This is a genomic window from Streptomyces capitiformicae (assembly GCF_002214185.1).
Classification (GTDB): Bacteria; Actinomycetota; Actinomycetes; order Streptomycetales; family Streptomycetaceae; genus Streptomyces; species Streptomyces capitiformicae.
This window is the reverse complement of record NZ_CP022161.1, coordinates 1,612,439-1,636,960: the sequence shown is the minus strand read 5'-3', so window position 1 is coordinate 1,636,960 and position 24,522 is coordinate 1,612,439. Positions and strand designations below refer to the sequence as shown.

Annotated in this window: 18 protein-coding genes; 11 read left to right on the top strand and 7 right to left on the bottom strand. The window is 67.9% G+C overall.

Annotation, left to right across the window (positions count from 1 at the left end; genetic code table 11):
- Nucleotides 1-82: 82 nt before the first annotated feature.
- Both trpS and CES90_RS07320 read left to right on the top strand, forming a co-directional pair.
- Complete coding sequence (gene trpS / locus CES90_RS07325; protein ID WP_189782307.1) at nucleotides 83-1,096, top strand: tryptophan--tRNA ligase; 1,014 nt, start codon at nucleotides 83-85, stop codon at nucleotides 1,094-1,096.
- A 262-nt stretch (nucleotides 1,097-1,358) separates the two neighbouring features.
- Nucleotides 1,359-1,940 carry a 2'-5' RNA ligase family protein gene (locus CES90_RS07320; protein WP_189782308.1) on the top strand — a complete coding sequence of 194 codons (582 nt, stop codon included), beginning with the start codon at nucleotides 1,359-1,361 and terminating at the stop codon, nucleotides 1,938-1,940.
- Nucleotides 1,941-1,944: 4 nt separating this feature from the next.
- Here the strand turns inward: CES90_RS07320 and CES90_RS07315 are convergent, their stop codons facing one another.
- Nucleotides 1,945-2,700, bottom strand: coding sequence for a decaprenylphospho-beta-D-erythro-pentofuranosid-2-ulose 2-reductase (locus CES90_RS07315; protein WP_189782309.1), 756 nt, complete (start codon nucleotides 2,698-2,700; stop codon nucleotides 1,945-1,947).
- Nucleotides 2,701-3,184: 484 nt separating this feature from the next.
- Here CES90_RS07315 and CES90_RS07310 point away from each other — a divergent pair, with 484 nt between their 5' ends.
- Entirely contained in the window at nucleotides 3,185-4,135 is a 951-nt protein-coding gene (locus tag CES90_RS07310; protein WP_189782310.1) for a YihY/virulence factor BrkB family protein, read from the top strand.
- Here the strand turns inward: CES90_RS07310 and CES90_RS07305 are convergent.
- Nucleotides 4,132-5,373 (bottom strand): D-alanyl-D-alanine carboxypeptidase family protein, encoded by a 1,242-nt coding sequence (locus CES90_RS07305; RefSeq protein WP_332836427.1) that lies wholly within the window; start codon nucleotides 5,371-5,373, stop codon nucleotides 4,132-4,134. The two genes, CES90_RS07310 and CES90_RS07305, sit on opposite strands and share 4 nt — an antisense overlap.
- Between CES90_RS07305 and CES90_RS51580 the strand changes: the two genes are divergently transcribed.
- The 5 genes from CES90_RS51580 to CES90_RS07290 all read left to right on the top strand — a co-directional run bounded on the left by CES90_RS51580 (nucleotide 5,270) and on the right by CES90_RS07290 (nucleotide 9,599).
- Nucleotides 5,270-5,482, top strand: coding sequence for a hypothetical protein (locus tag CES90_RS51580; RefSeq protein WP_332836448.1), 213 nt, complete (start codon nucleotides 5,270-5,272; stop codon nucleotides 5,480-5,482). The genes CES90_RS07305 and CES90_RS51580 overlap by 104 nt on opposite strands.
- Nucleotides 5,483-5,584: 102 nt before the next feature.
- Entirely contained in the window at nucleotides 5,585-5,827 is a 243-nt protein-coding gene (locus tag CES90_RS49355; protein ID WP_149828281.1) for an SCO4848 family membrane protein, read from the top strand.
- Nucleotides 5,828-5,843: 16 nt separating this feature from the next.
- The gene (locus CES90_RS07300; protein ID WP_189782312.1) at nucleotides 5,844-7,190 is read left to right on the top strand and encodes a metallophosphoesterase; all 1,347 of its coding nucleotides are present in this window, start codon (nucleotides 5,844-5,846) and stop codon (nucleotides 7,188-7,190) included.
- Nucleotides 7,191-7,380: 190 nt separating this feature from the next.
- Nucleotides 7,381-8,937 carry an ABC transporter substrate-binding protein gene (locus tag CES90_RS07295; RefSeq protein WP_229913736.1) on the top strand — a complete coding sequence of 519 codons (1,557 nt, stop codon included), beginning with the start codon at nucleotides 7,381-7,383 and terminating at the stop codon, nucleotides 8,935-8,937.
- Nucleotides 8,938-9,200: 263 nt separating this feature from the next.
- Nucleotides 9,201-9,599: an ATP-binding protein gene (locus CES90_RS07290; RefSeq protein WP_189782313.1), complete on the top strand. Its 399-nt coding sequence runs from the start codon at nucleotides 9,201-9,203 to the stop codon at nucleotides 9,597-9,599.
- Between the two features lie 79 nt (nucleotides 9,600-9,678).
- On the opposite strand, the gene CES90_RS07285 is transcribed toward CES90_RS07290, so the two are convergent.
- From CES90_RS07285 to CES90_RS07270, 4 genes are all read right to left on the bottom strand, one after another.
- Nucleotides 9,679-10,350, bottom strand: a complete 672-nt coding sequence (locus CES90_RS07285) for a TetR family transcriptional regulator (RefSeq protein ID WP_189782427.1) — start codon at nucleotides 10,348-10,350, stop codon at nucleotides 9,679-9,681.
- Nucleotides 10,351-10,524: 174 nt separating this feature from the next.
- Complete coding sequence (locus CES90_RS07280; protein ID WP_189782428.1) at nucleotides 10,525-11,076, bottom strand: thiol-disulfide oxidoreductase DCC family protein; 552 nt, start codon at nucleotides 11,074-11,076, stop codon at nucleotides 10,525-10,527.
- Between the two features lie 5 nt (nucleotides 11,077-11,081).
- Nucleotides 11,082-11,516 (bottom strand): hypothetical protein, encoded by a 435-nt coding sequence (locus tag CES90_RS07275; protein ID WP_189782314.1) that lies wholly within the window; start codon nucleotides 11,514-11,516, stop codon nucleotides 11,082-11,084.
- A gap of 109 nt (nucleotides 11,517-11,625) precedes the next feature.
- Nucleotides 11,626-12,036, bottom strand: a complete 411-nt coding sequence (locus CES90_RS07270) for a VOC family protein (RefSeq protein ID WP_189782315.1) — start codon at nucleotides 12,034-12,036, stop codon at nucleotides 11,626-11,628.
- A 133-nt stretch (nucleotides 12,037-12,169) separates the two neighbouring features.
- On the opposite strand from CES90_RS07270, the gene CES90_RS07265 reads away from it, so the two are divergent.
- Nucleotides 12,170-12,805 carry a Uma2 family endonuclease gene (locus CES90_RS07265; RefSeq protein ID WP_189782316.1) on the top strand — a complete coding sequence of 212 codons (636 nt, stop codon included), beginning with the start codon at nucleotides 12,170-12,172 and terminating at the stop codon, nucleotides 12,803-12,805.
- 85 nt (nucleotides 12,806-12,890) lie between these two features.
- On the opposite strand, the gene CES90_RS07260 is transcribed toward CES90_RS07265, so the two are convergent.
- Entirely contained in the window at nucleotides 12,891-16,376 is a 3,486-nt protein-coding gene (locus tag CES90_RS07260; RefSeq protein WP_189782317.1) for a DNRLRE domain-containing protein, read from the bottom strand.
- Between the two features lie 541 nt (nucleotides 16,377-16,917).
- Here CES90_RS07260 and CES90_RS07255 point away from each other — a divergent pair.
- Both CES90_RS07255 and CES90_RS07250 read left to right on the top strand, forming a co-directional pair.
- The gene (locus tag CES90_RS07255) at nucleotides 16,918-24,039 is read left to right on the top strand and encodes a polymorphic toxin-type HINT domain-containing protein (protein ID WP_229913738.1); all 7,122 of its coding nucleotides are present in this window, start codon (nucleotides 16,918-16,920) and stop codon (nucleotides 24,037-24,039) included.
- Nucleotides 24,008-24,493 carry a hypothetical protein gene (locus tag CES90_RS07250; protein WP_229913739.1) on the top strand — a complete coding sequence of 162 codons (486 nt, stop codon included), beginning with the start codon at nucleotides 24,008-24,010 and terminating at the stop codon, nucleotides 24,491-24,493. Before CES90_RS07255 ends, CES90_RS07250 begins: the two co-directional genes overlap by 32 nt.
- Nucleotides 24,494-24,522: the final 29 nt, after the last annotated feature.

Genomic DNA, 24,522 nt, shown 5'->3' with positions numbered 1-24,522 from the left:
GAGCCGGATCGGTTCCCACCCGTGTCACATCTGTTTCCGGTCGGTTCCGGAACGGGCCGCCACACCTGAGAGAATGGTGAACATGGCCTCAGATCGACCCCGCGTGCTCTCCGGCATCCAGCCCACCGCCGGCTCGTTCCACCTCGGCAACTACCTCGGCGCCGTGCGCCAGTGGGTGGCCCTGCAGGAGTCCCACGACGCGTTCTACATGATCGTCGACCTGCACGCGATCACGGTGGCGCAGGACCCGGCTGACCTGCGCGCCAACACCCGGCTCGCCGCCGCCCAGCTGCTCGCCGCCGGTCTCGACCCGGAGCGGTGCACGCTCTTCGTCCAGAGTCATGTCCCCGAGCACGCCCAGCTCGCCTGGATCATGAACTGCCTCACCGGCTTCGGCGAGGCGTCCCGCATGACCCAGTTCAAGGACAAGTCCGCCAAGCAGGGCGCCGACCGCGCGAGCGTCGGCCTCTTCACGTACCCGATCCTCCAGGTCGCGGACATCCTGCTCTACCAGGCCAACGAGGTCCCGGTCGGCGAGGACCAGCGCCAGCACATCGAGCTCACGCGCGACCTCGCCGAGCGCTTCAACGGCCGCTTCGGGCAGACCTTCACGATCCCGAAGCCGTACATCCTGAAGGAGACGGGGAAGATCTACGACCTTCAGGACCCGTCGATCAAGATGAGCAAGTCGGCATCGACCCCAAAGGGGTTGATCAACCTGCTCGACGACCCGAAGGCCACCGCCAAGAAGGTCAAGAGCGCGGTCACCGACACCGACACCGTGATCCGCTTCGACATCGCCGAGAAGCCGGGCGTCAGCAACCTCCTGTCCATCTACTCGACCCTCACCGGAGCGGGTATCGCGGAACTGGAGGAGAAGTACGTCGGCAAGGGCTACGGTGCGCTCAAGACGGACCTCGCCGAGGTCATGGTCGAGTTCGTGACGCCCTTCCGGGAGCGCACCCAGCAGTATCTTGACGACCCGGAGACGCTCGACTCGATCCTGGCCAAGGGTGCCGAGAAGGCGCGTGCCGTCGCCGCGGAGACCCTCTCCCAGGCCTACGACAAGGTGGGCTTCCTGCCCGCCAAGCACTGAGCCGCACCACCACGACACCCGAGCGCCGATCGCACCACCGGCCGCACCACCGACAGCGCCGTACATCACTACGGCTGCGCCTGCCCGGAACACCGCCGTGGCCGTACAGTCGATAGCCGGTGGCGCGCCTCGGCGGGGTCGTGCGACCCGACCCGCACGGCAGCGTCGTACGAGACGAGTACACAAGTATGTACGACACAAGTACGTACGGCACAACCACAGATGACAGACACGGACGCATGACACGACGACAGGAGACGACGTGGGGACCGTAACGATCGGTGTGTCGATCGCGGTCCCGGAGCCCCATGGCAGCCAGCTCCAGGAGCGGCGCGCGGGCTTCGGCGACGCCGCGGCTCACGGTATCCCCACGCATGTCACGTTGTTGCCGCCGACGGAGGTCGAGGAGGCGGATCTGCCGGCGATCGAGGCGCACCTCAGCGAGGTCGCGGCCGCCGGTCGGCCCTTCCCGATGCGGTTGTCCGGTACGGGAACCTTCCGGCCGCTGTCGCCCGTTGTGTATGTGCAGGTCGTCGAGGGGGCCGAGGCCTGCGCGTGGTTGCAGAAGCAGGTCCGGGACGCGTCGGGGCCGGTGGCGCGCGAGCTCAACTTCCCGTACCACCCGCACGTCACGGTGGCGCACGGCATCTCCGAGGAGGCGATGGACCGGGCGTTCGAGGAGCTCGCCGATTATGAGGCCGAGTGGCCTTGTGACGGATTCGCGCTCTACGAGCAGGGCGCGGACGGGGTCTGGCGCAAGCTCCGTGAGTTCGCCTTCGGTGGGTCGGTCGTGCCGCCACAGCCGGGCGCTCCGTCGGGGGACACGTCGCTTCCGGCCCACTGACGGGTTACAGCGGCAGTCGACGGAACAACCCCCTCGGGACGTGCCGCAGTGCCGACATCACCAGGCGCATCGCCCCCGGCACCCATACCGTCTCCGAGCGGCGGCGCAGGCCCAGTTCGATGGCCGTCGCCACCGCCTCCGGGGTGGTCCCCAGGCGGGTCTCCGGGTGGCCGTCGGTCATGCGGGTGCGGACGAAGCCGGGGCGTACGACCATGACGTGGACGCCGGTGCCGTGGAGGGCGTCGCCGAGGCCCTGGGTGAAGGTGTCGAGGCCCGCCTTGGCGGAACCGTAGATGAAGTCGGAGCGGCGGGCGCGCTCGGCGGCGACGGAGGACAGGACGACGAGTGAGCCGTGGCCCTGCGCCTGGAGGGCCCGCGCGCAGACCAGGCCGGCCGACACGGCGCCGGTGTAGTTGGTCTGGGCGACCCGTACGGCGGCCATCGGGTCGCGTTCGTCCCTGGCCTGGCCGCCGAGCATGCCGAAGGCGAGCAGCACCATGTCGACGTCCCCCTCGGCGAAGATCTTGCCGAGGGTCATCTCGTGGGACCCGGGGTCGAGCGCGTCGAAGGTGATGGTGTGGGTGTCGGCGCCCAGGCCGCGCAGATGGGCGGCCGCCTTCTCCAGATCGGGCGACGGGCGACCCGCCAGCCACACCGTGCGGGTGCGCCGGGCGATCAGGCGGCGCGCGGTGGCGAGCGCGATGTCCGACGTACCGCCGAGGACCAGCAGGGACTGGGGGGTGCCGAGGGCGTCCTTCATGACAGCTCCTGGGGAGGATGGGTGGGGGCAGGGGGTTCCAGGGGGTTCCAGGGGGTTCCAGGGGGTTCCAGGGGGTTCAGAGGGCGAGGCGGCGTGCCATGTCCGAACGAACACCCCGCGGGTCCAACTCCCGGCATGGTTCGCGGGATTCGGGCAGCCGCAGGTACAAGCGGCAGCCGTAGGTACAAGCGGCAGCGTTCGGTACAAGCGGCAGCGTTCGGTACAAGCGGCAGCCGTAGGTACAAGCGGCAGCCGTAGGTACAAGCGGTCGGAGGAGGCTGCGGCTGGCATGCTCGCGACCGTATCGCCGTAAATGTCCGTGCGGTGGGCGCACCGGCACGGCTGCTCCGCCGCCTCACCGAAATGGGTGATTGATGGGTTGTCGGTCAGGACCGCCGTAGTTCCCGGCCCTTCGGGGTACTCGGGTCATCCGGCCCCCGGGCCGTGACGCTTCGGGTCACTACGACGAGGGCAGAGTCGGATCATGGACTGGCTGAAAAAGCTTCCCGGGGTCGGCCCCTTGGCCGAGCGTTTGATGGCCACGCACGCGTGGCGGTCGTACGAACGGCTGGAGCGGGTGAAGTGGACACGGCTGGCCGCGGCGATGACCTTCATCAGCTTCCTGGCGCTGTTCCCGCTGCTGACCGTGGCCGCCGCCATCGCCGCGGCGACCCTCGGCAAGGACCGGCAACAGGAGCTGGAGGACAAGATCGCCGACCAGATCCCCGGCATCTCCGACCAGCTCGACATCGGCGGCCTGGTCGACAACGCCGGCACCGTCGGGATCATCGCCGGCGCCCTGCTGCTCTTCACCGGCATCTGGTGGGTCGGCGAGATGCGGGGCTGTCTGCGCGCGGTGTGGGAGAAGCCGGACCCCGACGAGAACCCCGTCCTGGCCAGGGCCAAGGACGCGGGCGTCCTCCTCGGCCTCGGCGGCGCGGTCCTCGTCTCCCTCGTCGCCTCCACCGTCGCCTCGTCCATGGTCGGCCGGATCGCCGACCAACTCGGCATCGACCGGGACGGCTGGGGCGGCGTCCTCCTCCAGATCGCCGCCTTCACCGTCGCCGTACTGGCCGACTTCCTGCTCCTCCTCTACGCCCTCACCCTGCTGCCGGGCGTCCAGCCACCCCGCCGCCGCCTGATCGTGGCCGCCCTCCTCGGCGCCGTGGGCTTCGAACTCCTCAAACTCCTCCTCAGCGGCTACATGCAGGGCGTCGCCTCGAAGAGCATGTACGGCGCGTTCGGAGTCCCCGTCGCCCTGTTGCTGTGGATCAACTTCACGGCGAAGCTGCTGCTGTACTGCGCGGCATGGACGGCAGAGGGTTCCGAGGAAGCACCGGCCGATGAAGGGGCGCGGGGCTGTGACACACGCGGCTCCGCCGCGCGGGCGCGACCAGCCACCAACGACCGGCAGCCCGCGACCGGCACCAACTAGGCAGACGCTCCCCGGTCCTTACTCCCAGGCCACTTCCGATTCACCAGATACGCCCCACCGGCCAGCAACACCAACACACCGCCGGTGATCCCCAGCGCAACCCCAACTCCGCTGGACCCTTCGGCGGTACCCGCGGCCACGGCCTTGCCCCCCGCCCCGCCGGAGGCAGACGCGGTGGCCTTCGGCTGAGCAGTCGACTCGGCGTCACCATCGGAGGTATCCGTGTCGGCCCCCTTGGGCGGAACAAGCTCCCCCACCGGGGTCGCCTTCCCCGCCGCCTTGAACCCCCAGTCCAACAGGCTCGCGGTCTCCTTGTAGACCTGGTTGTGCTCGTCCTTCTCCGGGTGCATGACGGTGACGAGCAGCACCCGCCCGTCCCGCTCCGCGACGCCGGTGAACGTCGCCCCCGCGTTCGTCGTGTTGCCGTTCTTCACACCCGCGATGCCCTGATAGGCGTCGAGACCACTGGCACCCGTGAGCAGCCGATTCGTGTTCTGGATCTCGAAGGAGGAGCGGGTCTTCTTCCCGTTCTTGCCCTTCTTGGTCGCACCCGGGAACTGCGCCCGCACGGTCGAGCAGTACTCCCGGAAGTCCTTCTTCTGCAGCCCCGACCTCGCGATCAGCGTCAGGTCGTACGCCGACGAGACCTGCCCCTTGGCGTCGTACCCGTCCGGGTTGACTGCGTGCGTGTCGAGGGCCTGGAGCTCCTCGGCGTGCGCGTTCATGTCCGCGACGCTCTGCTTGACGCCGCCGTTCATCGCGGACAGGACGTGCACCGCGTCGTTGCCGGAGCGAAGGAAGACGCCGAGCCACAGATCGTGGACGGTGTACGTCTCGTTCTCCTTTATGCCGACCATGCTGGAGCCGGAGCCGACGCCCGCGAGGTCGGCGTTGACGACCTTGTGCTTCTCGTCCTTGTTGAACTTCGGCAGCAGCGTGTCCGCGAACAGCATCTTCAGCGTGCTCGCCGGTGCCAGTCGCCAGTGCGCGTTGTGCGCGGCCAGCACCTCGCCCGACTCGGCGTCCGCGACGATCCACGAACGCGCGCTGATGTCCTTGGGCAGCACGGGCGCGTCGCTGCCCAGGTTCGCCTGCGTACCCGGCTTGCCCAGCAGTTCACCGCCGACGGTCGACATGGTCGCCGGGGGAGTCGCGGACGGCGAGGCGCTCGAACTCGGTGTCGAACTCGGTGTCGGATCGGCGGCGAACGCGGCCGGGGCGAACGCCAACGACGTCATGGACGTCAACGAGAAGGACACAGCAGTGGCGGAGGTGACCAGCAGGGAGCGCCTGGCGGTCTTCTTGGAGGCGGGCACGATCGAGAAAGTACATGGCTCCCACCGGTAAATCCCACCGCGGTGCCCGGTGGCGCGCAGACTCGTACTCGCACCCCCGTCCCCGCGCGCACCCCGGCGCGAGAACCGCGCGGGCGACGGCGATACTGAATCCATGAAGCTCAGCCGCCCCCTCTCCTGGTTCCTGCTCGCCTTCGGGGTGTGGAGCTGGGTCATCTGGATCACTTTCGTCAAGAACCTGTGGAAGGACGGGAGTGGGCTCGCGTTCGACGACGCGGGCGACCCGACGGCGTACTTCTGGGTGCATCTGACGCTCGCGGTCGTCTCCTTTGTCCTTGGGACGGTCATCGGGGTCATCGGGTTGCGCGGAGTGCGCGCCCTCCGGAAGACGGCATAGCGGGGAGCACGGCGCCATGGTCGTAGTTTTCGTTCTCGTGGCCGTGCTGGTGCTGGCCGCCTTCGCGGCCCTGCACTGGTACGCGTGGCGCCGTCTGGTGCGCGACACGACACGCGGGCCGGGGCTCGCACGGCGCGTGGGCACCGGCGTGTTCATCGCCGGTCCGCTGCTGATGGTGGCCGGCTTCGTCGCCGAGCGGGGCGGCGCCCCCTTCTGGTTGCAGCAGACGCTGACGTGGCCGGGCTTCATGTGGCTCGCCCTCACGCTGTACCTCCTGCTCGCCCTGCTGGCGGGGGAGCTCGTACGGCCCCTCGTGCGCCGCCTGGTGGCCCGGCGCGCCCCCGCCCCGGCCCCCGCCCCCGTGGAGCAGCCGGAGCCAGTCGTACGCGAGCCGCAGCCGGTCCCGGCGGGTGCGAAGCCCACGGAGCCGACCGACGACCTCGCCGAGTCCGCGTCCGCCGACCCCGCGTCCGCCGAGTACGCGTCCGCCGAGCCCGCGCAACCGGCCGCGAACGCCTCCAACGCCCCCTCGCTCGACCCCTCCCGCCGCCTCTTCGTCTCCCGCGTGGTCGGCGGCGCCGTCGCCGCCGCGGCCGTGGGCACCGTCGGCTACGGCACCTACGGCGTCGTACGCGGCCCCAAGGTCAAGCGCGTCACCGTGCCGCTGGCGAAACTCCCGCGCGCGGCCCACGGTTTCCGGATCGCGGTGGTCAGCGACATCCACCTCGGCCCGCTGCTGGGCCGGGGCTTCGCGCAGAAGGTCGTCGACACGATCAATTCGACGCAGCCCGACCTGATCGCGGTCGTCGGCGACCTGGTCGACGGCAGTGTGGCGGACCTGGGCCCGGCGGCGGCGCCCCTCGCGGGTCTGAAGGCACGGCACGGCAGCTACTTCGTCACCGGCAACCACGAGTACTTCTCCGGCGCCGAACAGTGGGTCGAGGAGGTACGGCGACTGGGCCTGACCCCCTTGGAGAACGCCCGCCGGGAGCTGCCGTACCTCGACCTCGCCGGCGTGAACGACGTGGCGGGCGAGGACGAGGGCATGGGCCCCGACTTCGCGAAGGCGCTCGGCGACCGGGACACCTCGCGGGCCGTCGTGCTCCTCGCCCACCAGCCCGTCCAGATCCACGACGCCGTCGACCACGGCGTCGACCTCCAGCTCTCAGGTCACACCCACGGCGGCCAGATGTGGCCCGTGAACTACGTCGCCGCAGCCGTCAACCCCACCCTCGTGGGCCTCGAACGCTACGGCGACACCCAGCTCTACGTCACCCGCGGCGCGGGCGCGTGGGGGCCGCCGGTGCGGGTGGGGGCGCCGTCGGACATCACGGTGGTGGAACTGGCGTCGAAGCAGGCATGAGCGGCCGTCAGTTCTTGTGTGACGGGCCGTCAAGAAGTCCTGGCGGGCGTCAAGTAGCGCTCTCGGTGAGTTCTTTATCAACTAAACAAGATCCCTCTTCCCCCCACACAAACCCCTGTGGTTAGGTGATCCGCGCCACCTCGCAACCACTGTGCGTCGTGGACCGGGTGGGGGTCTTGGGAGGGGCGCCGTGCAGTCGGTTCGCTTGCGGATTCTCGCGTCGCTGCTGGTGCTGGCGATCGCGGCGGTGGGCGGCTGGCAGCTCATGCCGGCCCAGCGGGACGAGAACAGGACGATCACGGTCGGCACGACCGACACGATCACCTCGCTCGACCCGGCCGGGGCGTACGACGCCGGCTCCTGGGCCCTGTTCGGCAATGTCTTCCAGTCGCTGCTGACGTTCGAACCGGGCGCCGCCACCCCCGTCCCTGACGCGGCCCGGAGCTGCGAGTTCGTCGGCAACGCGCTCACCGTCTACCGCTGCACCCTGCGGGACGGGCTGACGTTCCCGAGCGGGCGCACGATGACCGGCCTGGATGTGAAGTACTCCTTCGAACGGGTCCTGCGCATCAACTCCGACGCCGGCCCCGCCTCGCTGCTCGACACCGTCCAGTCGGTCAGCGCGAGCGGACTGTCCGTCAGCTTCCGCCTCTCCGTGCCGGACGCCACGTTCCCGTTCAAGCTGGCCACCGGCGCCGGGGCGATCGTCGACCGCACGAAGTACCCGACAGACCGGCTGCGCACCGACGGCGGCGCCGACGGAACCGGACCGTACGTCCTGACCTCGTACGAGAAGGACAAGCAGGCCGGCCTGCGGCCCAACGACGCCTACCAGGGCGCCGTCCAGGACACCGGCGGCCCCGTCCTCGTGCGCTACTACGAGGACTCGGCGGCGCTGGAGGCGGCGTGGACGGCGCGGCAGGTCGACGTCGCCACACGGGCACTGCCGTCCACCGTGCCGGCCGGGCTGACGGCCGGCGCCCCCGACCAGCGGGTGACGGAGGCCGACAGCACCGAGACCCGCAATCTGGTCCTCGACGTACGTGCGAGCTCGCCCCTTCAGGACCGCCGGGTACGGCAGGCGCTGGCCTCGCTGGTCAACCGGGAGAAGCTGGTCGCCGACGTCTACGGGGGCACCACCGACCCGCTGTACTCGCTGATCCCGACCGGCGTCACGGGGCACACGACCTCGTTCTTCGACACGTACCCCAAGCCCGACCCCCAGCGGGCCCGCGAACTGCTCGACGCGGCCGGGGTGGACATGCCGGTGCGCCTCACCTACGGATACGCAGAAGGCCGGGAGTCGGCCGCCGCCGAGGCCGCCGAGCTGAAGTCCCAGCTGGAGGCGAGCGGGCTGTTCGCGGTCACGACGAAGGCGTACGAGCGGACGGACTTCCAGCGGCGTTACGCCGCCGGGGAACTGGACGCGTACGCCGTCGGCCGGGTCGCCGACTACCCCGACCCCGACGCCTTCAGCGGGCCCCTCGTCGGCACCGGCGGCTCCCTCAAGAACGGCTACAGCAGCGGGGTGGCCGACCGGCTCATCCAGGACAGCCGCCGCTACGAGGACCGCAGCGGGGCCGCGGCCGCATTCCGGCAACTGCAGGAGGTCGTGGCGCAGGACGTGCCGCTGATTCCGCTGTGGCAGCGCAACGAGTACGTCCTCAGCACCGAGGACGTCGGCGGGGCGCAGCATCTGTCGGACGGGACCGGCGTGTTCCGGCTGTGGAGGCTGGAATGGATATGACGGCCGTGGATCAGCCGCGGATCAGCCGTGGATCAGCTGTGGATCAGCTGTGGATCAGCCGTGGATCAGCCGCGGGTCAGCCGCGAATCGGCCGCGGGTCAGCCGCGAATCGGCCGCGGATCCGCCGTGGCTCGAAGTGGATATGACAGGCGTCCTGTGACAGCTGACGCGAAGTCGCGGGAGCGACCTTCGCGGGAGTGACAGAGAGCGCTCACGCACCGCATCTTCGTGTGTCGGGGACGTGGTTGGCGTGAGGAGCAAACGTGTTGAGACGCAACTCCTTCCGGCTGCCCCGCCATCCGGCGTCCGTGGGGCTCGCCCGGCGACGCGTACGGGATCACCTGGCGGCCTGGGGGCACGGCGACGGTGACCCGGCGCTGGAGGACGTGGTCCTCGTCGTGTCGGAGCTGGCGACCAATGTCGTACGCCACGGGCCGTTGCTGGAGCGGGAGTTCGAGGTGGCGGTGACCGCGCTGGCGGACGGGTCCTGTCTCGTGGAGGTGTCGGACGAGGGGATGGCCGTGCCTCGGCTGCGGGAGGTGGGGGAGTGGGAGGAGACCGGGCGGGGGCTGCTTCTCGTGGAGCATCTGGCGGTCGCGTGGGGGGTGTGGAGTCGAGGGCGGCACGGGAAGACGGTGTGGGCGTTGGTGGGGGTGCTGTGACGCCACGGGCTTACTGTGGCCGCGGCAGTGTCACCGTCGCTTTCAAGCCATCACCCCGAGCCGTACCGGGACTTAGTGATCACCCGCCCTGCCCCTTGCCCCCCGGATCCGGCAGCACCTTCGTCATCCCTGGCAGGAAGTCCGTGAACAGCTCGTGCACCTCATGGACGAGCGGCCGCAGCACCCGGAACCGTGCCAGCGAGACCCCCCTGGTCGTCAGCCGCGCGCCGCGTTCGGCGAGCCGGTAGCTGCGCTCGCGCCCCTCAGTCCGGTCGAACACCCAATACAGCACGAGCCCCATCTGGGAGAGCCACATCAACTCGGGGAGGACGTCCCGGAGTTCGTCCGGCACCTTGGCCTTGGCTCCGGCCAGCACCTCGCGGTGGAGGTTGATGGCCTCCTCGCGCGGCCCCTGCGACTCGGGGGAGAAGGGACTGAGAGGGCTGTCCGGGTCGGCGGCGTTCTTGAAGAACTGGGCCGCGAACTCGTGGTATGGCTCCGCCACGTCCAGCCACACCTTCAGCACCCCGGCGATCCGCGCCTCCAGGTCCTTCTCCCGCTCCAGTACCGGCCGCACCGCCGCCAGGTGCTCGGCGCCGATCCGGTCGTAGAAGCCCTGGATCAGGTGCTCCTTGCCCGCGAAGTAGTAGTACGCGTTCCCGACGGAGACCCCGGCCTCCTTGGCGATGGCCCGCATGGTCGTCTTGTCGTACCCGCGCTCCTGGAAGAGCCGCAACGCGGTCTCCAGGATGAGCGCGCGGGTCTGCTCGGACTTGGCGGAGCCCTTGGGGCCGGGCTGCTCCGCGCCGTCCCTGGGGCCGCCGGACTCCGCGTCGCCTCGGGCGGCCGAGGGCTCCGCCGCCGACGAGGGCTCGGTTCCGGGCTGCGGGCTGAGGCTGTCGTTCACTGCGGGCACGGGCAGAGCCTAACGAGTCGGGCAGGTGCCGCTTCCACAGCCGTCGGCCGGGGAGTACGTCCACCCGGACCGCCGGTCGTACTCCCACCCCTCCAACTCGGCCCCGCCGATCCTGCCGGGCGGCCGGTGCGCCCCCCGCCACTTCGCGGCGGCGAGCACCGCGCCCCGGGCCAACCGCGCCCCTGACGGGGTACTCAGCCGGTGGGCGAGCGGTCGGTGCCCGCGCAGCGCCCACAGACAGACGATCCAGGCCGCCGACCCGCGATAGATCTGTCCGCCGTCCCCGACAACGGTGATCTCCTCCAGAGTCGCCCGATGATCGAGCGAGGGAAACCGCCACCGGGCCTCCTCGGACCCGGCCGGCACGAACCGCAACGGCACGAGCTGCCGCTGCCGCCCCAGCCAGTCCCGTACGAAGGCGCAGAGGCCGCACTGGGCGTCGTACAGGACGGTGAGCCCGCGGACGGGGACAACTGGGGTGACTGGGGCGATCGGCGTGACCGGGCTGACCGGGACACGCTCGGCGCCCCGGCCCCCGGTGGCTTCGACTGCGGCCACCATCGACGTCACGCCCCGACCGGAGGGGCCGCGGGAGCCCCGGGAACTCCGGGAGTGACCCAGCCCTGCGGCGCGACCGGCGGCACCTGCTCCCGCTCCATGACCCCCCGCCGCCGGAACTTGTTCAGCACGAACACGTTCCCGAGGTGCAGCGCGCCGAGCACCAGCAATACGACCCCGAGCTTCGCCGAGACCGCCTCGAACACCTCACGCGGGCTGTCGATCGCCCCGTCCGTGTTCAGGTACAGCGCCACGAACCCCAGGTTCACGAGATAGAACCCGACGACCAGCAGATGGTTCACCGCGTCCGCGAGCTTCTCGTTCCCCCGCAGTACATCCGCGAGGAAGATCCGCCCGTTCCTGCTCAACGTCCGCGCCACCCAGACGGTCAGCCCCACGCTGACCAGCAGATAGATGACGTATGCGACGACCGTGAGGTCCATGCCCCCACCCCTTCTTGAACACGTTCAAAACGCTGTGGTGAGACTGTAGCGCTGTTTTTGAACGTGTTCAAGCGAGTGGTGGCTCGGGTGAGGGCAGCCGGTGTCACGCTCACGTGGTGCGCGCCAACTCCGGCCGCTTGCTGTAGTCCGTGAGCCCGATGACGTTCCCCCACGGATCCGCGAACTCCACGGTCCACCCGGTGGCGACGGGAAACGGCGGATCGAGGGGCTGCACCCCGGCCGCCGCGAGGGCCCGCGCGGCGGCCCGTGCGTCCCGCACCTCCAGCCACACCCGCGCCGAGGCCCACATGGGCGGCCGGTGCCGCAGTTCCTCCTCGACCCGGAGTAGCACTCCGGGCGTCTCCTTGCCCACCTTCAGTAGGGCGATCTCCGCCTCGTCCAGTCGAAATGCCACCTCGAACCCGGCCCGCTCATAGAAGCCGACCGCTTCGCCGAGGTCCCCGACCGGCAGCAGGACGTTGTCGAACCCGAGCAGTTCGTACGACTCATCATCTGACATGTCGTCAGATTAGACCCTCCGGCGACTCCCGAACGGGTGTCCCGTGAGCTGGTCACTCGTTGGGCTGAGCCATCCGTCATCCGTGCTGGGTACGCTGCGGGAGCAGTCGAGACTCCGTCGCATGGGAGCAGCCATGGGCCCCGTATCCGACAGCGAACCGGACGATGGACTCGACGGCGAGCCGGAGTACCGCTGGCCGATCCCGCCCCCCGAAGGCTGGGCCGCCGACGACCTCGACCGGATCCCGGGCCTCCCGCCGCACACGGAGTTGATCGACGGGAGTCTCGTTTTCTGGAGTCCGCAGACTCGGTTCCACTCGCGATGCATGCGTTTGCTGGAGAACGCGCTTCTGGAGCAAGCACCGGACTATCTCGATGTCATCCGAGAGATGACAATCAAGCTGGATATCAGGAACCGGCCGGGGCCGGATGTCCTTGTCTTCCCCCTGGAAGCGAACACCGGGCCCAAGCGGACTTGGTACAAACCGGAAGACATCGTGCTTGTTGTCGAGGTCGTCTCAGTCGACTCCTTCGAACGCGACCGCGACGTCAAACCACGCAAGTACGCCGCGGCAGGTGTCCGGCACTTCTGGCGGGTGGAACAGGACGAGGACAAGGGCCTCCCTGTCGCTTACGTCTACGAACTCGACCCGGCCACGAAGTCGTACGCCCTCACCGGCATCTTCCACGACTGCCTCAAGGTCACCGTCCCCTTCGACATCGAGATCGACCTGACGACCATCAATCGACGCCCAGGTCCTCCGAGGTAGGGAACCCGCTCGGCACCGGCACGCAGACAAGGGGGAGGGCCGACCGCGCACTGCGGTCGGCCCTCCCCTCGCCGTGACCGTGCCCTCAGCCGATGGCGATCCGGTTCTTCCAGTATTTGCTGGCGCCGACGATCTCCGTGCCGGAGCCCGGGAGCGTCGTCCTGCCGCCCGCGTAGAAGCGGACCGAACCGTCGGAACGAATGGTCCAGACGTCGGGGATGGAGTCCCCATTGGCATCCGGTGTTCCGATCAGCAGGGGAACGTTGGCGACCGACCAGCCGGCGGAACCGTAGTCGCTGTCGTTGCCGCCCGCGGAGTCCCCGGCGGAAGCCAGCGAATCCAGGTCGACTCCGCCCGCGCTGTCGGCGATGCCCTTGCGGAGTATCAGCTTGGCCGCGGGGTCGGACCGGTAGACGAGGTCGGTGACTCCGTCGCCCGAGATGTCCTGCACGGTGACGAGGTCGCGTGCCACCCAGCCCGATGACCACAGCCGGGTCGCCTGGTCGATGGTCGCCCCGTGGTAGCCGGTGAAGATCCACAGCTCGTCGCCGATGGTGGCGAAGAAGTCCGTCCGGCCGTCGCCGGTGGCGTCGCCCGCGGAGACGAACTGGGTCAGACTCGCCGGGCTGGGCGCACCGTCCGGCAGCAGGATCTCCACCCGCTTGTCGATGTTGACCGCTCCGTACCCGTCACCGGGGTACACCCACAGCTTGTCGCCGAGCCGGACGACGAGGTCCTGGAGGCCGTCACCGCCGTAGATGTCGCCGTTGTGGGTGATCAGAGCGCCCTTGAAGTGACCGGAGGGTGCGCCTTCGTACGGCGGTAGGTTGTCGCCGTTCGGGTCCTTCTTCCGATTGGCCTGGTAGGCCCCGGGCATCGAGTGGTCCAGATCGCCGGAGCCCTTGGTGAGGTCGCTGACGGCCTGGGACGGGTACAGGGCGAGGTCGCCCGCCTGGGTGACCACCATCAGGTCGGGCAGCTTGTCACCGGTGAAGTCGCCGGGTGCGTCGGCCTGGTCGCGAGGGGTGACGTAGAAGAGGTACTTCGTCGGCTGGGACACGTTGCCCGCGCCGTCCACGGCCCGGACGTACAGCACGTTGGGGCCGGCGGTCGTTGGCTTGGCGTTCGCCAGGATGGCGCTGACACTCGTTGCCGTACCTGCTGTGCGGTTCAGGTGGAACGGGTAGCTGGGCGCGTTGAAGCCGTACTCGTAGCGCACGACGTCCGTGTTCAGGGCACGCACAGTGAAGGAGCCGGGCGTACCGAACTTCTTGGTGCTCCACACGGAGTCCTCGCCTCCGCTGCCGAAGCCGTTCTCGGCGCGGTCCGCGTTGGGGAAGTCGGTGGAGCTGACCTTGGGCGGCTTGGGCGCGGCGGTGTCGAGGACGAACCGGCAGGGCGTCTTGGCCGGGTGATAACCGGAGGTGAGTCTCCCGTCGTCGCGGGCCTGCACCCGCCACGAGTAAACCGTGCCGTTCGTCAGCTTGCCGGTGGAGAAGCCAGGGGTGGTCTTCAGCGCGAGACCCTTGTCCTTGCCCACCAGGACCTTGCCGACGGAGCCGAGCAGATCGCCGGTGCTGTCCCACTTGCCCGTGGGCCAAAGGTCGAAGTCGAAGAAGTCCAGGTTCGCATCCTTGTCGGACGCCTTCGCGGTGAAGGTGAGGCTTCCGGACCCCATGCGCACATACGGCTCGGTGGTGGTGCACCTGGCGTCGGGGCCGAGGTCGAGCGACCCGGGAACCACGGCCGGTCTGCGGTTGTACTCAAGGTCCACGACGGGCGGGAAATCACCGTTGGCCTGGAATTTCTTCCACGCGTACTGCGAGTTCTCGTCCCGGGCCCGCATGCCGAGCGTGAGGGTGTCGGCGCCCTTGTCGGCACGCTGCTGCGCGGCCTTCTTGACGTCGAACGACTCCCACGCGTCCCGGCACCCGGACTTGTAGCCATGGGCGAAGCTCTTGGTCGCGACCTTGTTGCCGTCGTGCAGCTTGGGCGCGTTCTTCCAGTTGGTACGCCCGTTGATCTTTCCGGTGACGTGCACACTCATCGCGCGGGCGCTGCACGACCAGGAGTACGTCTCCAGCATGTACAGCTTGGCACTCTTGATCTGCGTGCCCTTGAGGTCCTTGTCGAAGGCGATGTTGAAGTACGAGCGCGAGGTGCCCCAGGTGTCCGACTCGAAGCCGACCCGGGCCTCGTGCGTACCGCCTTTGTTGAAGCCCTTGCCGTTGTAGAAGGTGGCGTTGGGGTGGCGGCTGTACGCGGTGGTCCAGTTCTGGACGTGCTTCTTCACCGACGGGTCGACGAAGACGGGGTACTTGGTCGCAGAGTCGTTGAGGAATGCCTGGTCGGGGGTGAGTACCCAGTTCCCTCCGGACAGATCGGTTTCGACCAGCTCACCGCGCGAGTCCGGTGAGGGGCCGTCGAGCCCGGGCAGGCTGAGCGTGGCCGCCGACCCGCTCCGCGTCGGCGCAGGCGTCGGCTCGGCCGGGGCGGACGGCAGGGGGGACTCCGAGACCGCGGGGGCGGGATCATCGGCGGCCGCCGGGAGTGTCTCGGGGGTGGTGTCGCCCTGCTCGTCGGTCTCGATGAGTTCGTCGGTGGGGCTCGGGTTGTCGCTGGGTTGCTCGGTGGTCGAGTCGCTGGGCTCGGGGCTCTCCGACGAGGTCGGCTGCGCGGTGGCGCCGACCTCGCCGTCGGTGACCGCCGGGGAGCCGCTGCTGTCCCACATCAAGGGTGTGGGCGACATCGCGACCTCGTCGCCGTCGCCGTTCTCGGCGGCCAGGACGCCGGTGATCGGGTCGAGGCGGAAGGCCAGGTCTGCGGACGTGATGCCATAGGTGAGTTGTTTGGCTCGTGGATCGGCCGCGGCCTGCCGGTTCTTGAGGACGAGCAGCTGGGCGAACCCGTCGTCGTCGGCGGTCAGGACGAGGTCGGCGCCGGGGAAGATCTCCGGGTACAGCGCGCGCGAGCCGTCGATGATCGGGGTGGGGACCGTGCCCGGCCAGGTGAGCTGGATGGTGTGGCCGTCAACGGTAAGGGCGACCAGAGGGCTCGCAGTCTCGGCGTCGGTGGCACTCCGTACGCCCTTGACCAGGGAGACTCGGTGGACGCCGGAACGGGAGGCACGCTGGTCCCGCCTTTCTGCCCCCTGTGCCTTCGAGCCGGCCGAGAACACCACCCGCGTGTTGGTGGCCCCGGGCACCCAGCCGTCATCGGTGCGGTGGAGGTCGTAGTCGATGTCCTTCCACTCACCGCCCACCTTGGCCCGGATCGGAGAGGCATACAGCTTCTTGGCCATGGTTCCGCCGGGCCGCGCCCATGTGGTGGAGTGCGCGGTGCGCAGCTCGGTGACCTCGACGGACTTGCCCGTCTTCGCGGCGCGCCTGATCGCGGCGGCCTCGGTGACCGGCTTCGCGTTCCGGTCATCCCCCGACCTGTCGCGCGAGCCGGGGCCGTCCAGACCGAGGCTGACGAAGGTGATACCGGTCGCGGCGAGCGTCACGGTCAGTACGGCGGCTGTGGTCCGTCTTCCGGGCACACGACGCCAGTTGCGCTCCTTGCGCGTCATCGGGCGACTTCCCCTTCCCCCCTTGGAACCGGCTCGAGACAGGGCCCGGCCGGGCCAGCCGATGATGGCTCATCAGTGAGCCGCCGTCACGCTTTGCACGGGGCGGGGCCGATTGAGTCGATCAACGGATGAGTCCGTAAAGGGAGTTGGACACGCGGGAGGATAACTGCTGTGTCTGGCCCACCGATTCGGGTGAAGCGGATCAAAGCATCTGGAAGTGGCCTTGATTTGGAGGTCATTTGAGAGAGGCCCGCTGGAATGCCTGGTTGATGGCGGACGGGTTACGGCTTCCCTTACCTCGGGTTTATGCGACTTCCTGCTTCACTGGCCGTTACATCGCGTTACGCACCGTGGCGATCATCACATCCGTACAAGTGATCTAGCGGAACTTCGCAAGGGCGACACAGAATCTCCGAATCTGATACGCCATCACGCGTGGTCTGTTCCTGGCCCGCCTTGAGTGGTCCGGGGGGACCTCGCCGTGTTCGGTCGCTTCTCGCATGTCCGTCGTCGTCGGCTGCGCTGCCTACGCACGGTCCTCGTGCCCTCGATCAGCGCCGCCCTGCTCGTGGGCCTGCTCCCCGCAACCTCGCTGGCTCTGCCACCCGACCCGACGGTTGCCGAAAAGGGCCGCGAGACGCTGGACCTGGAGGCTCTCGACCAGGAAGAGACCGTCGCGGGCGATGTCGTCAGCAAGGACCTGGAGACCCTGAAGACCGAGGTCCCCGCGGACCTGGAACGGGCCCCAACAGGCACGGCCACGCCGCCGGCTCCCGACATCGGCTCGGTCACCTTTGGCTCGACGGCGAGTGCGACCCAGGCCAGTGCCACCGCTCAGCAGGCAGACCTCACCCCTGTCGACGACCTCCCCGTCAGCCTCGGCCAGGCCCCGGACCAGGCGGCCCCCACGGGCACCTGGGACGTCCAGGTCTACGACCGCACCGCCGCTGTCTCCCAGGGCGTCGACGGTGCCGTCGTCAAGGTCCAGGCCCCGGCGACCGGTTCGGTCCCGATCTCGGTCAAGCTCGACTACGCCAAGTTCAAGAACCTCTACGGTGCCGACTGGGCCTCCCGGCTGCGCTTCGTCCAGTTCCCCGAGTGCTATCTGACGACGCCCGACGTCGAGGCGTGCCAGGAGTACGAGGAACTGGAGACGGTCAACGACACCAAGACCCAGTCGATCACGGCGACGGTCGACACGGCGGCGGACGGGACGGTCACCCCGGCCTCGGCCACCAAGTCCGCGGAATCCGACCGGCCGTCCATCGCCCAGGCCTCCTACACCACCTCTGTAACCCCGGTCGCCGCCACCGGCGACTCCGCCGTCGTCGGCGCGGTCGACTCCGGCGGCGGCGCGGGCGGCACGTTCAAGGCCACGCCCCTGGCCTCCAATGGCAAATGGGAGGCGGGCGGCTCCTCCGGCGCGTTCAGCTGGTCGTACCCGCTGACGATCCCGGCCGCCCCCGCCGGCCCGTCTCCCAACGTCACCTTCACCTACAACTCCCAGTCGGTGGACGGCCGTACGGCGGTCACCTCCCCCCAGGCCTCCTGGATCGGTGAGGGCTGGGACTACGACGCCGGTCACATCGAACGCCGGTACCGCTCCTGCCAGGACGACCGCAAGAAGATGAAGTCCGGCACCGCCAACAACACGGCCAAGAAGGACAAGACGTCCGATCTGTGCTGGGTGTCGTACAACGCGGTGATGTCGCTGGGCGGTAAGACGACCGAGCTGGTGCGGGACGCGGCCGCCGGCAGCAACCCCGAGACCGACACGGAGATCTACCGTCCCGCGAGCGACGACGGCACCCGGATCGAGCGCCGTACGGGCGGCACCAACGGCGACAACAACGGCGAGTACTGGATCGTCACGACCACGGACGGCACCAGGTACTACTACGGCCTCAACCAGGTGGGCGGTGGTCACGCCGACACCAACTCGGTCTCCACCGTCCCCGTCTTCGGCAACCACCCCGGCGAGCCCTGCCACGCCACCGCCTTCGCCGACTCCCGCTGCGGTGCCGGCAAGAAGCAGGCCTGGCGCTGGGGTCTGGACAAGGTCGTCGACGTGCACGGCAACACGCTGGTCGTCACGTGGAAGCAGGAGACGAACCACTACGCCGTAAAGAAGAAGTTCAAGTCCCCCGAGCAGTACGACCGTTACGCCTACCCGACGACCATCGAGTACGGCATGCGTTCGGACCTCACCAAGCCGTCCGCGACGGTCGAGTTCGGCGTGGCGCAGCGCTGCCTGAAGTCGGCCACGGCATGTGACGCGGCGAACTTCGCCAAGACCAACGACCAGGGCGAGTACCGCCCCTGGTGGGACACCCCCGGCAACCTCAACTGCAAGTCCACTTCGAAGCTGTGCCCGGCCTTCCCCTCCTTCTGGACGCAGATGCGCCTGGACTCGGTGACGACGAAGGCGACCCGCGCCGGCCAGAGCGGCCTGGGCAAGGTGGACACCTACGAACTCCATCAGTCCTTCCCGGAGGACTGGTACTACTCGTCCCCCGGCCTCTGGCTGAACTCGATCACCCGCCGCGGCTTCGCTCCCGGCGACACGACCGGCACGCTCCAGCACAAGGACGGCGTCAGCTTCGGCGAGTACACGGTCGGGTCGGAGTCTCCGCTGAAGGACCGTCTGCAGGACCGCCAGCTCCCCAACCTGGTGACGAGCGGTTCGAAGGACCAGCGCCCGCCCTTCACCCGCCCTCGCATCGGCACGGTCGCCACCGAGCACGGCGGTGACATCGAGGTCGAGTACACGGGCGGCTGCGCCACGGCTCCGGCCGAGGACCAGGGTAAGAAAAACGACACCTGTTACCCGGTGCGCTGGTCACCCGACGGCGACGAGAAGACACCCGCGAAGTCCTGGTTCAACAAGTACGTCGTCGACTCCGTGACCGAAACCGACAAGGTCACCTCGCGGGGCAAGCCGATCCACACCAGGTACACGTACACGGGCCCCGGTTGGGCAAAGACCGACGACGAGTTCACGCGCCCGTCCCTGCGCACGCACAGTGTCTGGCGCGGATACCGCCAGGTGGCGGTCACCAAGGGCAGCAAGACCGATGGGGCGACGCAGGAGCAGTCGTATTCCGTGACCCGGTACTTCCAAGGCGTCGGCGGCGAAGTCAAGGACTCCAGCGGCAAGTACACACTGGTCACCGACGACGCACAGCAGTACGCCGGCATGACGGCGGAGAGCCTGACCTATCTCGACTCCGACAAGGGAACCCCGAAGAACCGCACCCTCAACTATCCCTGGTCGAAGCAGACGGCGTCCCGGCCCCGCGAGGCCGAGGACGGCACGGACATGGATCCGCTCCTCGCGTACCGCAGCGGTGTCAAGCGCACCGACGTCATTCAGACGGTCGAGTCGAGCTGGCAGGCCGTCCGGACGCTGACGACAGTCGACGACACATACGGCGTGCCGATCGAGGTCGAGACCGCCGTGGTCAAGCCGGACGGCTCCGGCGAGTCCTTCTCCAACCGGACCTGCACCAAGACGTCGTACATGCACAACACGTCGGCATGGCTGATCGGCCTGCCAAAGCAACAACGGACCACGGGCACAACGTGCGCGGCGCATGACACCGCCGACCCTGCGACGAAGCTCATCAAGGCGGTACGCAACAGCTACGACAACCTGCAGTACGGGGAGACGCCGACGAAGGGGCTGGTCACCTCCGCCGCCGGCATCGACGGCACCGGCACCTCGTACTCGATCGTCACCAAGTCGACGTACGATCCCCTGGGCCGGATCCGCACCCTCACCAAGCCGGGCGCCGGTACGACGGAGACGCAGTACACCCCCGCAGACGCGGGTGGCCCCGTCACGTCGGTGAAGGCGATCAACGCCAAGGGTCATGCCGTCACCACGACCTTCGATCCGGGCCGAGGCCTGGCGCTGACCGTCACCGACGCGAACGGGCGGGTCACGCGCAACGAGTACGACGCCCTCGGCCGCTTTGTGAAGGGCTGGTCGCCATCCCGTTCCTCGGGTGGCACGTCGCCGAACGTCGAGATCGCGTACCAGCCGGCGACCGCCACCTCCGATGAGACCCGGCCCGCAGCCGTCACGACCAAGGCGCTGAAGGACGACGGCACTTACAGCCGTCAGGTGACCATCTACGACGGCCTGATGCGCCAGGTCCAGACCCAGTCGGAGGCCCACGGCCCCGGCCGAGTTGTCACGGACACCACCTACAACGACCATGGCCTGGTCGACGAGCAGACCAGTGCGTACCTCGCGAAGGGCGAGCCGGCCGCCGAACTCTTCGACCCCAAGTCGAAGTCGCTGATCCCGAGCCGGGTCATGTACCGGTACGACGGCCTGGGGCGGCCGGTGAGGCAGTCGACGTACCACGATCCCGGGGTCGCGTACGTGACGCGGACGGAATACGCCGACACGAGTACATACGTGGACCCGCCCGGCTCCACGACTCCACGGACCCGAACCTTCACAGACGCCCTCGGCCGAGTCACCTCGATCCGCCACTACAAGGACGACAGCGGCACGGACCAGGGCCGTACGACTGTCTACGGATATGACGACCGCGGCTACCGCGACAAGGTCACCGATTCGGCCGGAAACGCATGGACGTACACGTACGACGCCCGCGGCCGAGTCACCTCCACCACCGACCCCGACGTGGGCAAGACCGACACCTGGTACGACGAGGCGGACCGTCCCTACAAGGTGACCGACGCCGAGTCGAGGACGACGTACACGGAGTACGACGACCTGGGCCGCATCAAGTTCGTACGTGAGGGATCGGAGACCGCCACTCCGGTCAAGTCGTTCACCTACGACTCCCTCCCGGGCGCGCTCGGCCAGCCGGTCGCCTCGACCAGGCACACCGCGAACGGCGACTACATCAGCCGCGTCACGGGCTACGACACCGAATATCGCCCCACGGGCTCGGAGACGGTGATCCCGGCCAATGCCCTGACGACGGGTGTCTCTGGCACCTACAAGTACGAGTACACGTACACCCCGACGGGCAAGCCGCGGACGGTCACCCTGCCTTCCGTGGGCGGCCTGGCACGGGAGAAGGTCGTCACCCGCTACAACAGGGACGGCCTCGCCGAGTCGACCTCCGGTCTCGCCTGGTATACGTCCGACGTCACCTACTCACCGTATGGCGAGCCCCTGCGAACGGTGTCCGGCTCGCAACCCAACCGCGTCTGGACGACCAACTTCGTCGACCCGCACACCGGCAGACTCCAGCGCACGCTCGCCGACCGGGAGACCGCCGGCCCGCACCGCATCTCGGACAGCTACTACGCGTACGACAAGTCGGGTCTCATCACGTCCAACGCGCGTCAGCTGTCGGAGACTTCGGGCGACACGTGGGACACGCAGTGCTTCACGTACGACGTGATGGGCGAACTTGTCAACGCTTGGACGTCGAACATCACCCCGGCAGGAAACGGCACCGGCTGCAAGTCCGCGAACGGCACGACCTGGGGCCCGCGCACCGATTACGCGGCCTCGTCCGGCCCGGTGGCCGACGCCCCGGACACGGCATCGGACGCGTCGAGCCCGGACGCCTCTCTGACATCGACGCTGGCGGCGACAGCCCCCGCCTCGGCCACGGTCTCCACGGGCGCGACCGCCTACCACCAGTCCTTCACCTTCGACTGGCTCGGCAACCGCGCCAAGATGATCGAGCGCGACGCGACGGACGCGACGAAGAGCGTCACCTTCACGTACGGCTACAACCCCGAGCAGCCGCACACGATGACGTCTATCGGGTCCAGCCCGGCGGGCAAGGAGAGCAGTTACCGCTACGACCTGGTGGGCAACACCGAGTTCCGCGACCTGCCGTCCGGGGCGCAGGACCTGACCTGGACGCACGAGAACAAGCTCGACACGATCACGGTCGGTGGCAAGAAGACGACGTACGTCTACGACGCGGCTGGCACCCGCCTCCTGGAGCACTCTCCGTCGGGCTCGACGCTCTACTTGGGCGAGACGGAGGTGACGACGGACGGGGCGGGTGCGATCACCCGAGCGTCGCGGTCCTACGCCCAGTCCGGCGCCCCGATGGTGACCCGCACCGCGACCAACAGTGCGACGACGGGGCACCAGCTGTCCGTTCAGCTCGCTGATCATCTCGGCACGACTAACACATCGGTGGCGCTTGCGAGCGGCCAGGCGGTCACGCGCCGCGCCTTCAAGCCGTACGGCGAACTCCGCGGCCCGAAGCCCGCGTCGTGGCCCAACAAGCGCGGCTACATCGGCGTCGGCATCGACGACACGACCACGGGCCTGACCCACATCGGCGCCCGCGAGTACGACCAGAATTCGGGCCGTTTCATCTCGGCGGACCCGATCCTCAACATCGCGGACCCGCTTCAGATGAACGGGTACGCCTACTCCAACAACAGCCCCGTTTCCCGCTCGGATCCTACGGGCCTGGAGTCTTGCTACCCGAATTACTGCTCTGGGAGCAACGGAACAAACGACGAATACCAGCCCGCCAAAGACCCCGCTTCGGATTGCTACGGAAGCTCCCAACCGGGCTGCGGAAAGGGGTGGTCGGATATTGGCAACGGTGCCTCCACGGTGCCGCCAAAGAAACTGGTGAAGGCGTACCAGCAAAACTACCCGACGTACGGCCAGTTCTATCGGGTCAATGGGCAATGGGCCAGTTGGTTGAGCTACGAGCTCAACATGGAGCTCTATTTCCGCGAGCGCTGCAGCTTCAGCATGAACAACGCCTGCGTGGATCTGAGGAATTTCTACGAAGGATGGAAACACGTCAAGGGAATCGAAACCGTTGACACTTGTCCCATCTGCGGCAACATCGGCTTCGATCTCATCCTCAACATGGTCGGAGGGAAGAAGCCCGGCGGAAAGCTGGCGAGGCCAAAACCCCGGGGCTGCCTCAAGTGCTTCCTGGCCGGTACCGACGTCCTCATGGCCGACGGCAAGACCAAGGACATCGAGGATGTGAAGGTCGGTGACAAGGTACTCGCCACCGATCCGGAAACCGGAGAGTCCGGCCCGAGACGAGTCACCCATCTGATCGTCACGGAACACGACAAGTACTTCAACGAGCTGTCCATCGCCACGGAAGACGGCATCGAGAAGCTCACGGCCACTCACGAGCACCCCTTCTGGTCGCCCTCCGAGCACGCCTGGATCGACGCATCAGCCCTCGAACCAGGCATGACCCTGCTCACTGACGAGGGCAACACAGTCATCGTCACGAGCAACCGCCCCTTCACCAAGTACGCTCGCACGTACAACTTCACCGTCGATGACCTGCACACGTACTATGTGCTGGCGGGCGAGACGCCGGTCCTGGTTCACAACAGCAACTGTGATCTTCCTGAGGGCTACACCTCCTCTCCTGCATTGAAGGGTGACCCCTATCATCCTGATTCGGTGGCCGCGCGCAGTGCGCAGAACCGAGAACTTTACGCCGGTACGCTAAGGGATCGCGCGGGAGCTCTGGGGTACAACAGGAGAATTGCGCCCCAAAAGGCGCCGTTCAACTCGCACGGACAAGACGTATTCTTCAACGGCAAGAACTACATCACTCCCGATGTCGATGGGCACAACGTGTCTGGGGGCTGGAAGGTATTCAGCCGTCGAGGCGACAGGATTGGCACCTATGATGCAGATCTCAACTACATCAAGAACTGACGCGTTCTCTATCGAGGTTGCATCGGATCGGCCTCCGGCCGCCTTGCTCCAAGAGGCCGGAGCGACCGGCAGGATCACTGTTGGTGACTTCGCGGAGTCGTTCTACATGGATCTGTCCTACTGGAGCATCGAGGAGTACCAGCGTAGTTGGCGCGATTCGCTTCAGGTGATTTTCGACGGGAAAGAAAGGGACTCCTGTCTCGTTGCTTCGATCACCAATCCGGAAGCCAGCAATTTCATCTTCTGTTGGCCGCTTTATAGGCGAGGGGAAGATGTGATTATCCAGAACTCGATCATCTTCCTGGATGAGCTGGAGAGGGATTTCGACCCTCTTGAGCCGTGGTCCTCAGTAAGGTCACGACTCACTGTCGATGAAGACGGAAATTCCATCTCCGAATGGCGGACCAGCGTCTCGGCGGTACGTGAGTTCCTGGGTGGGTGCCAAGGTTCGTAGTCGTTCAACTCGCAAATCTGAAGCCCCAT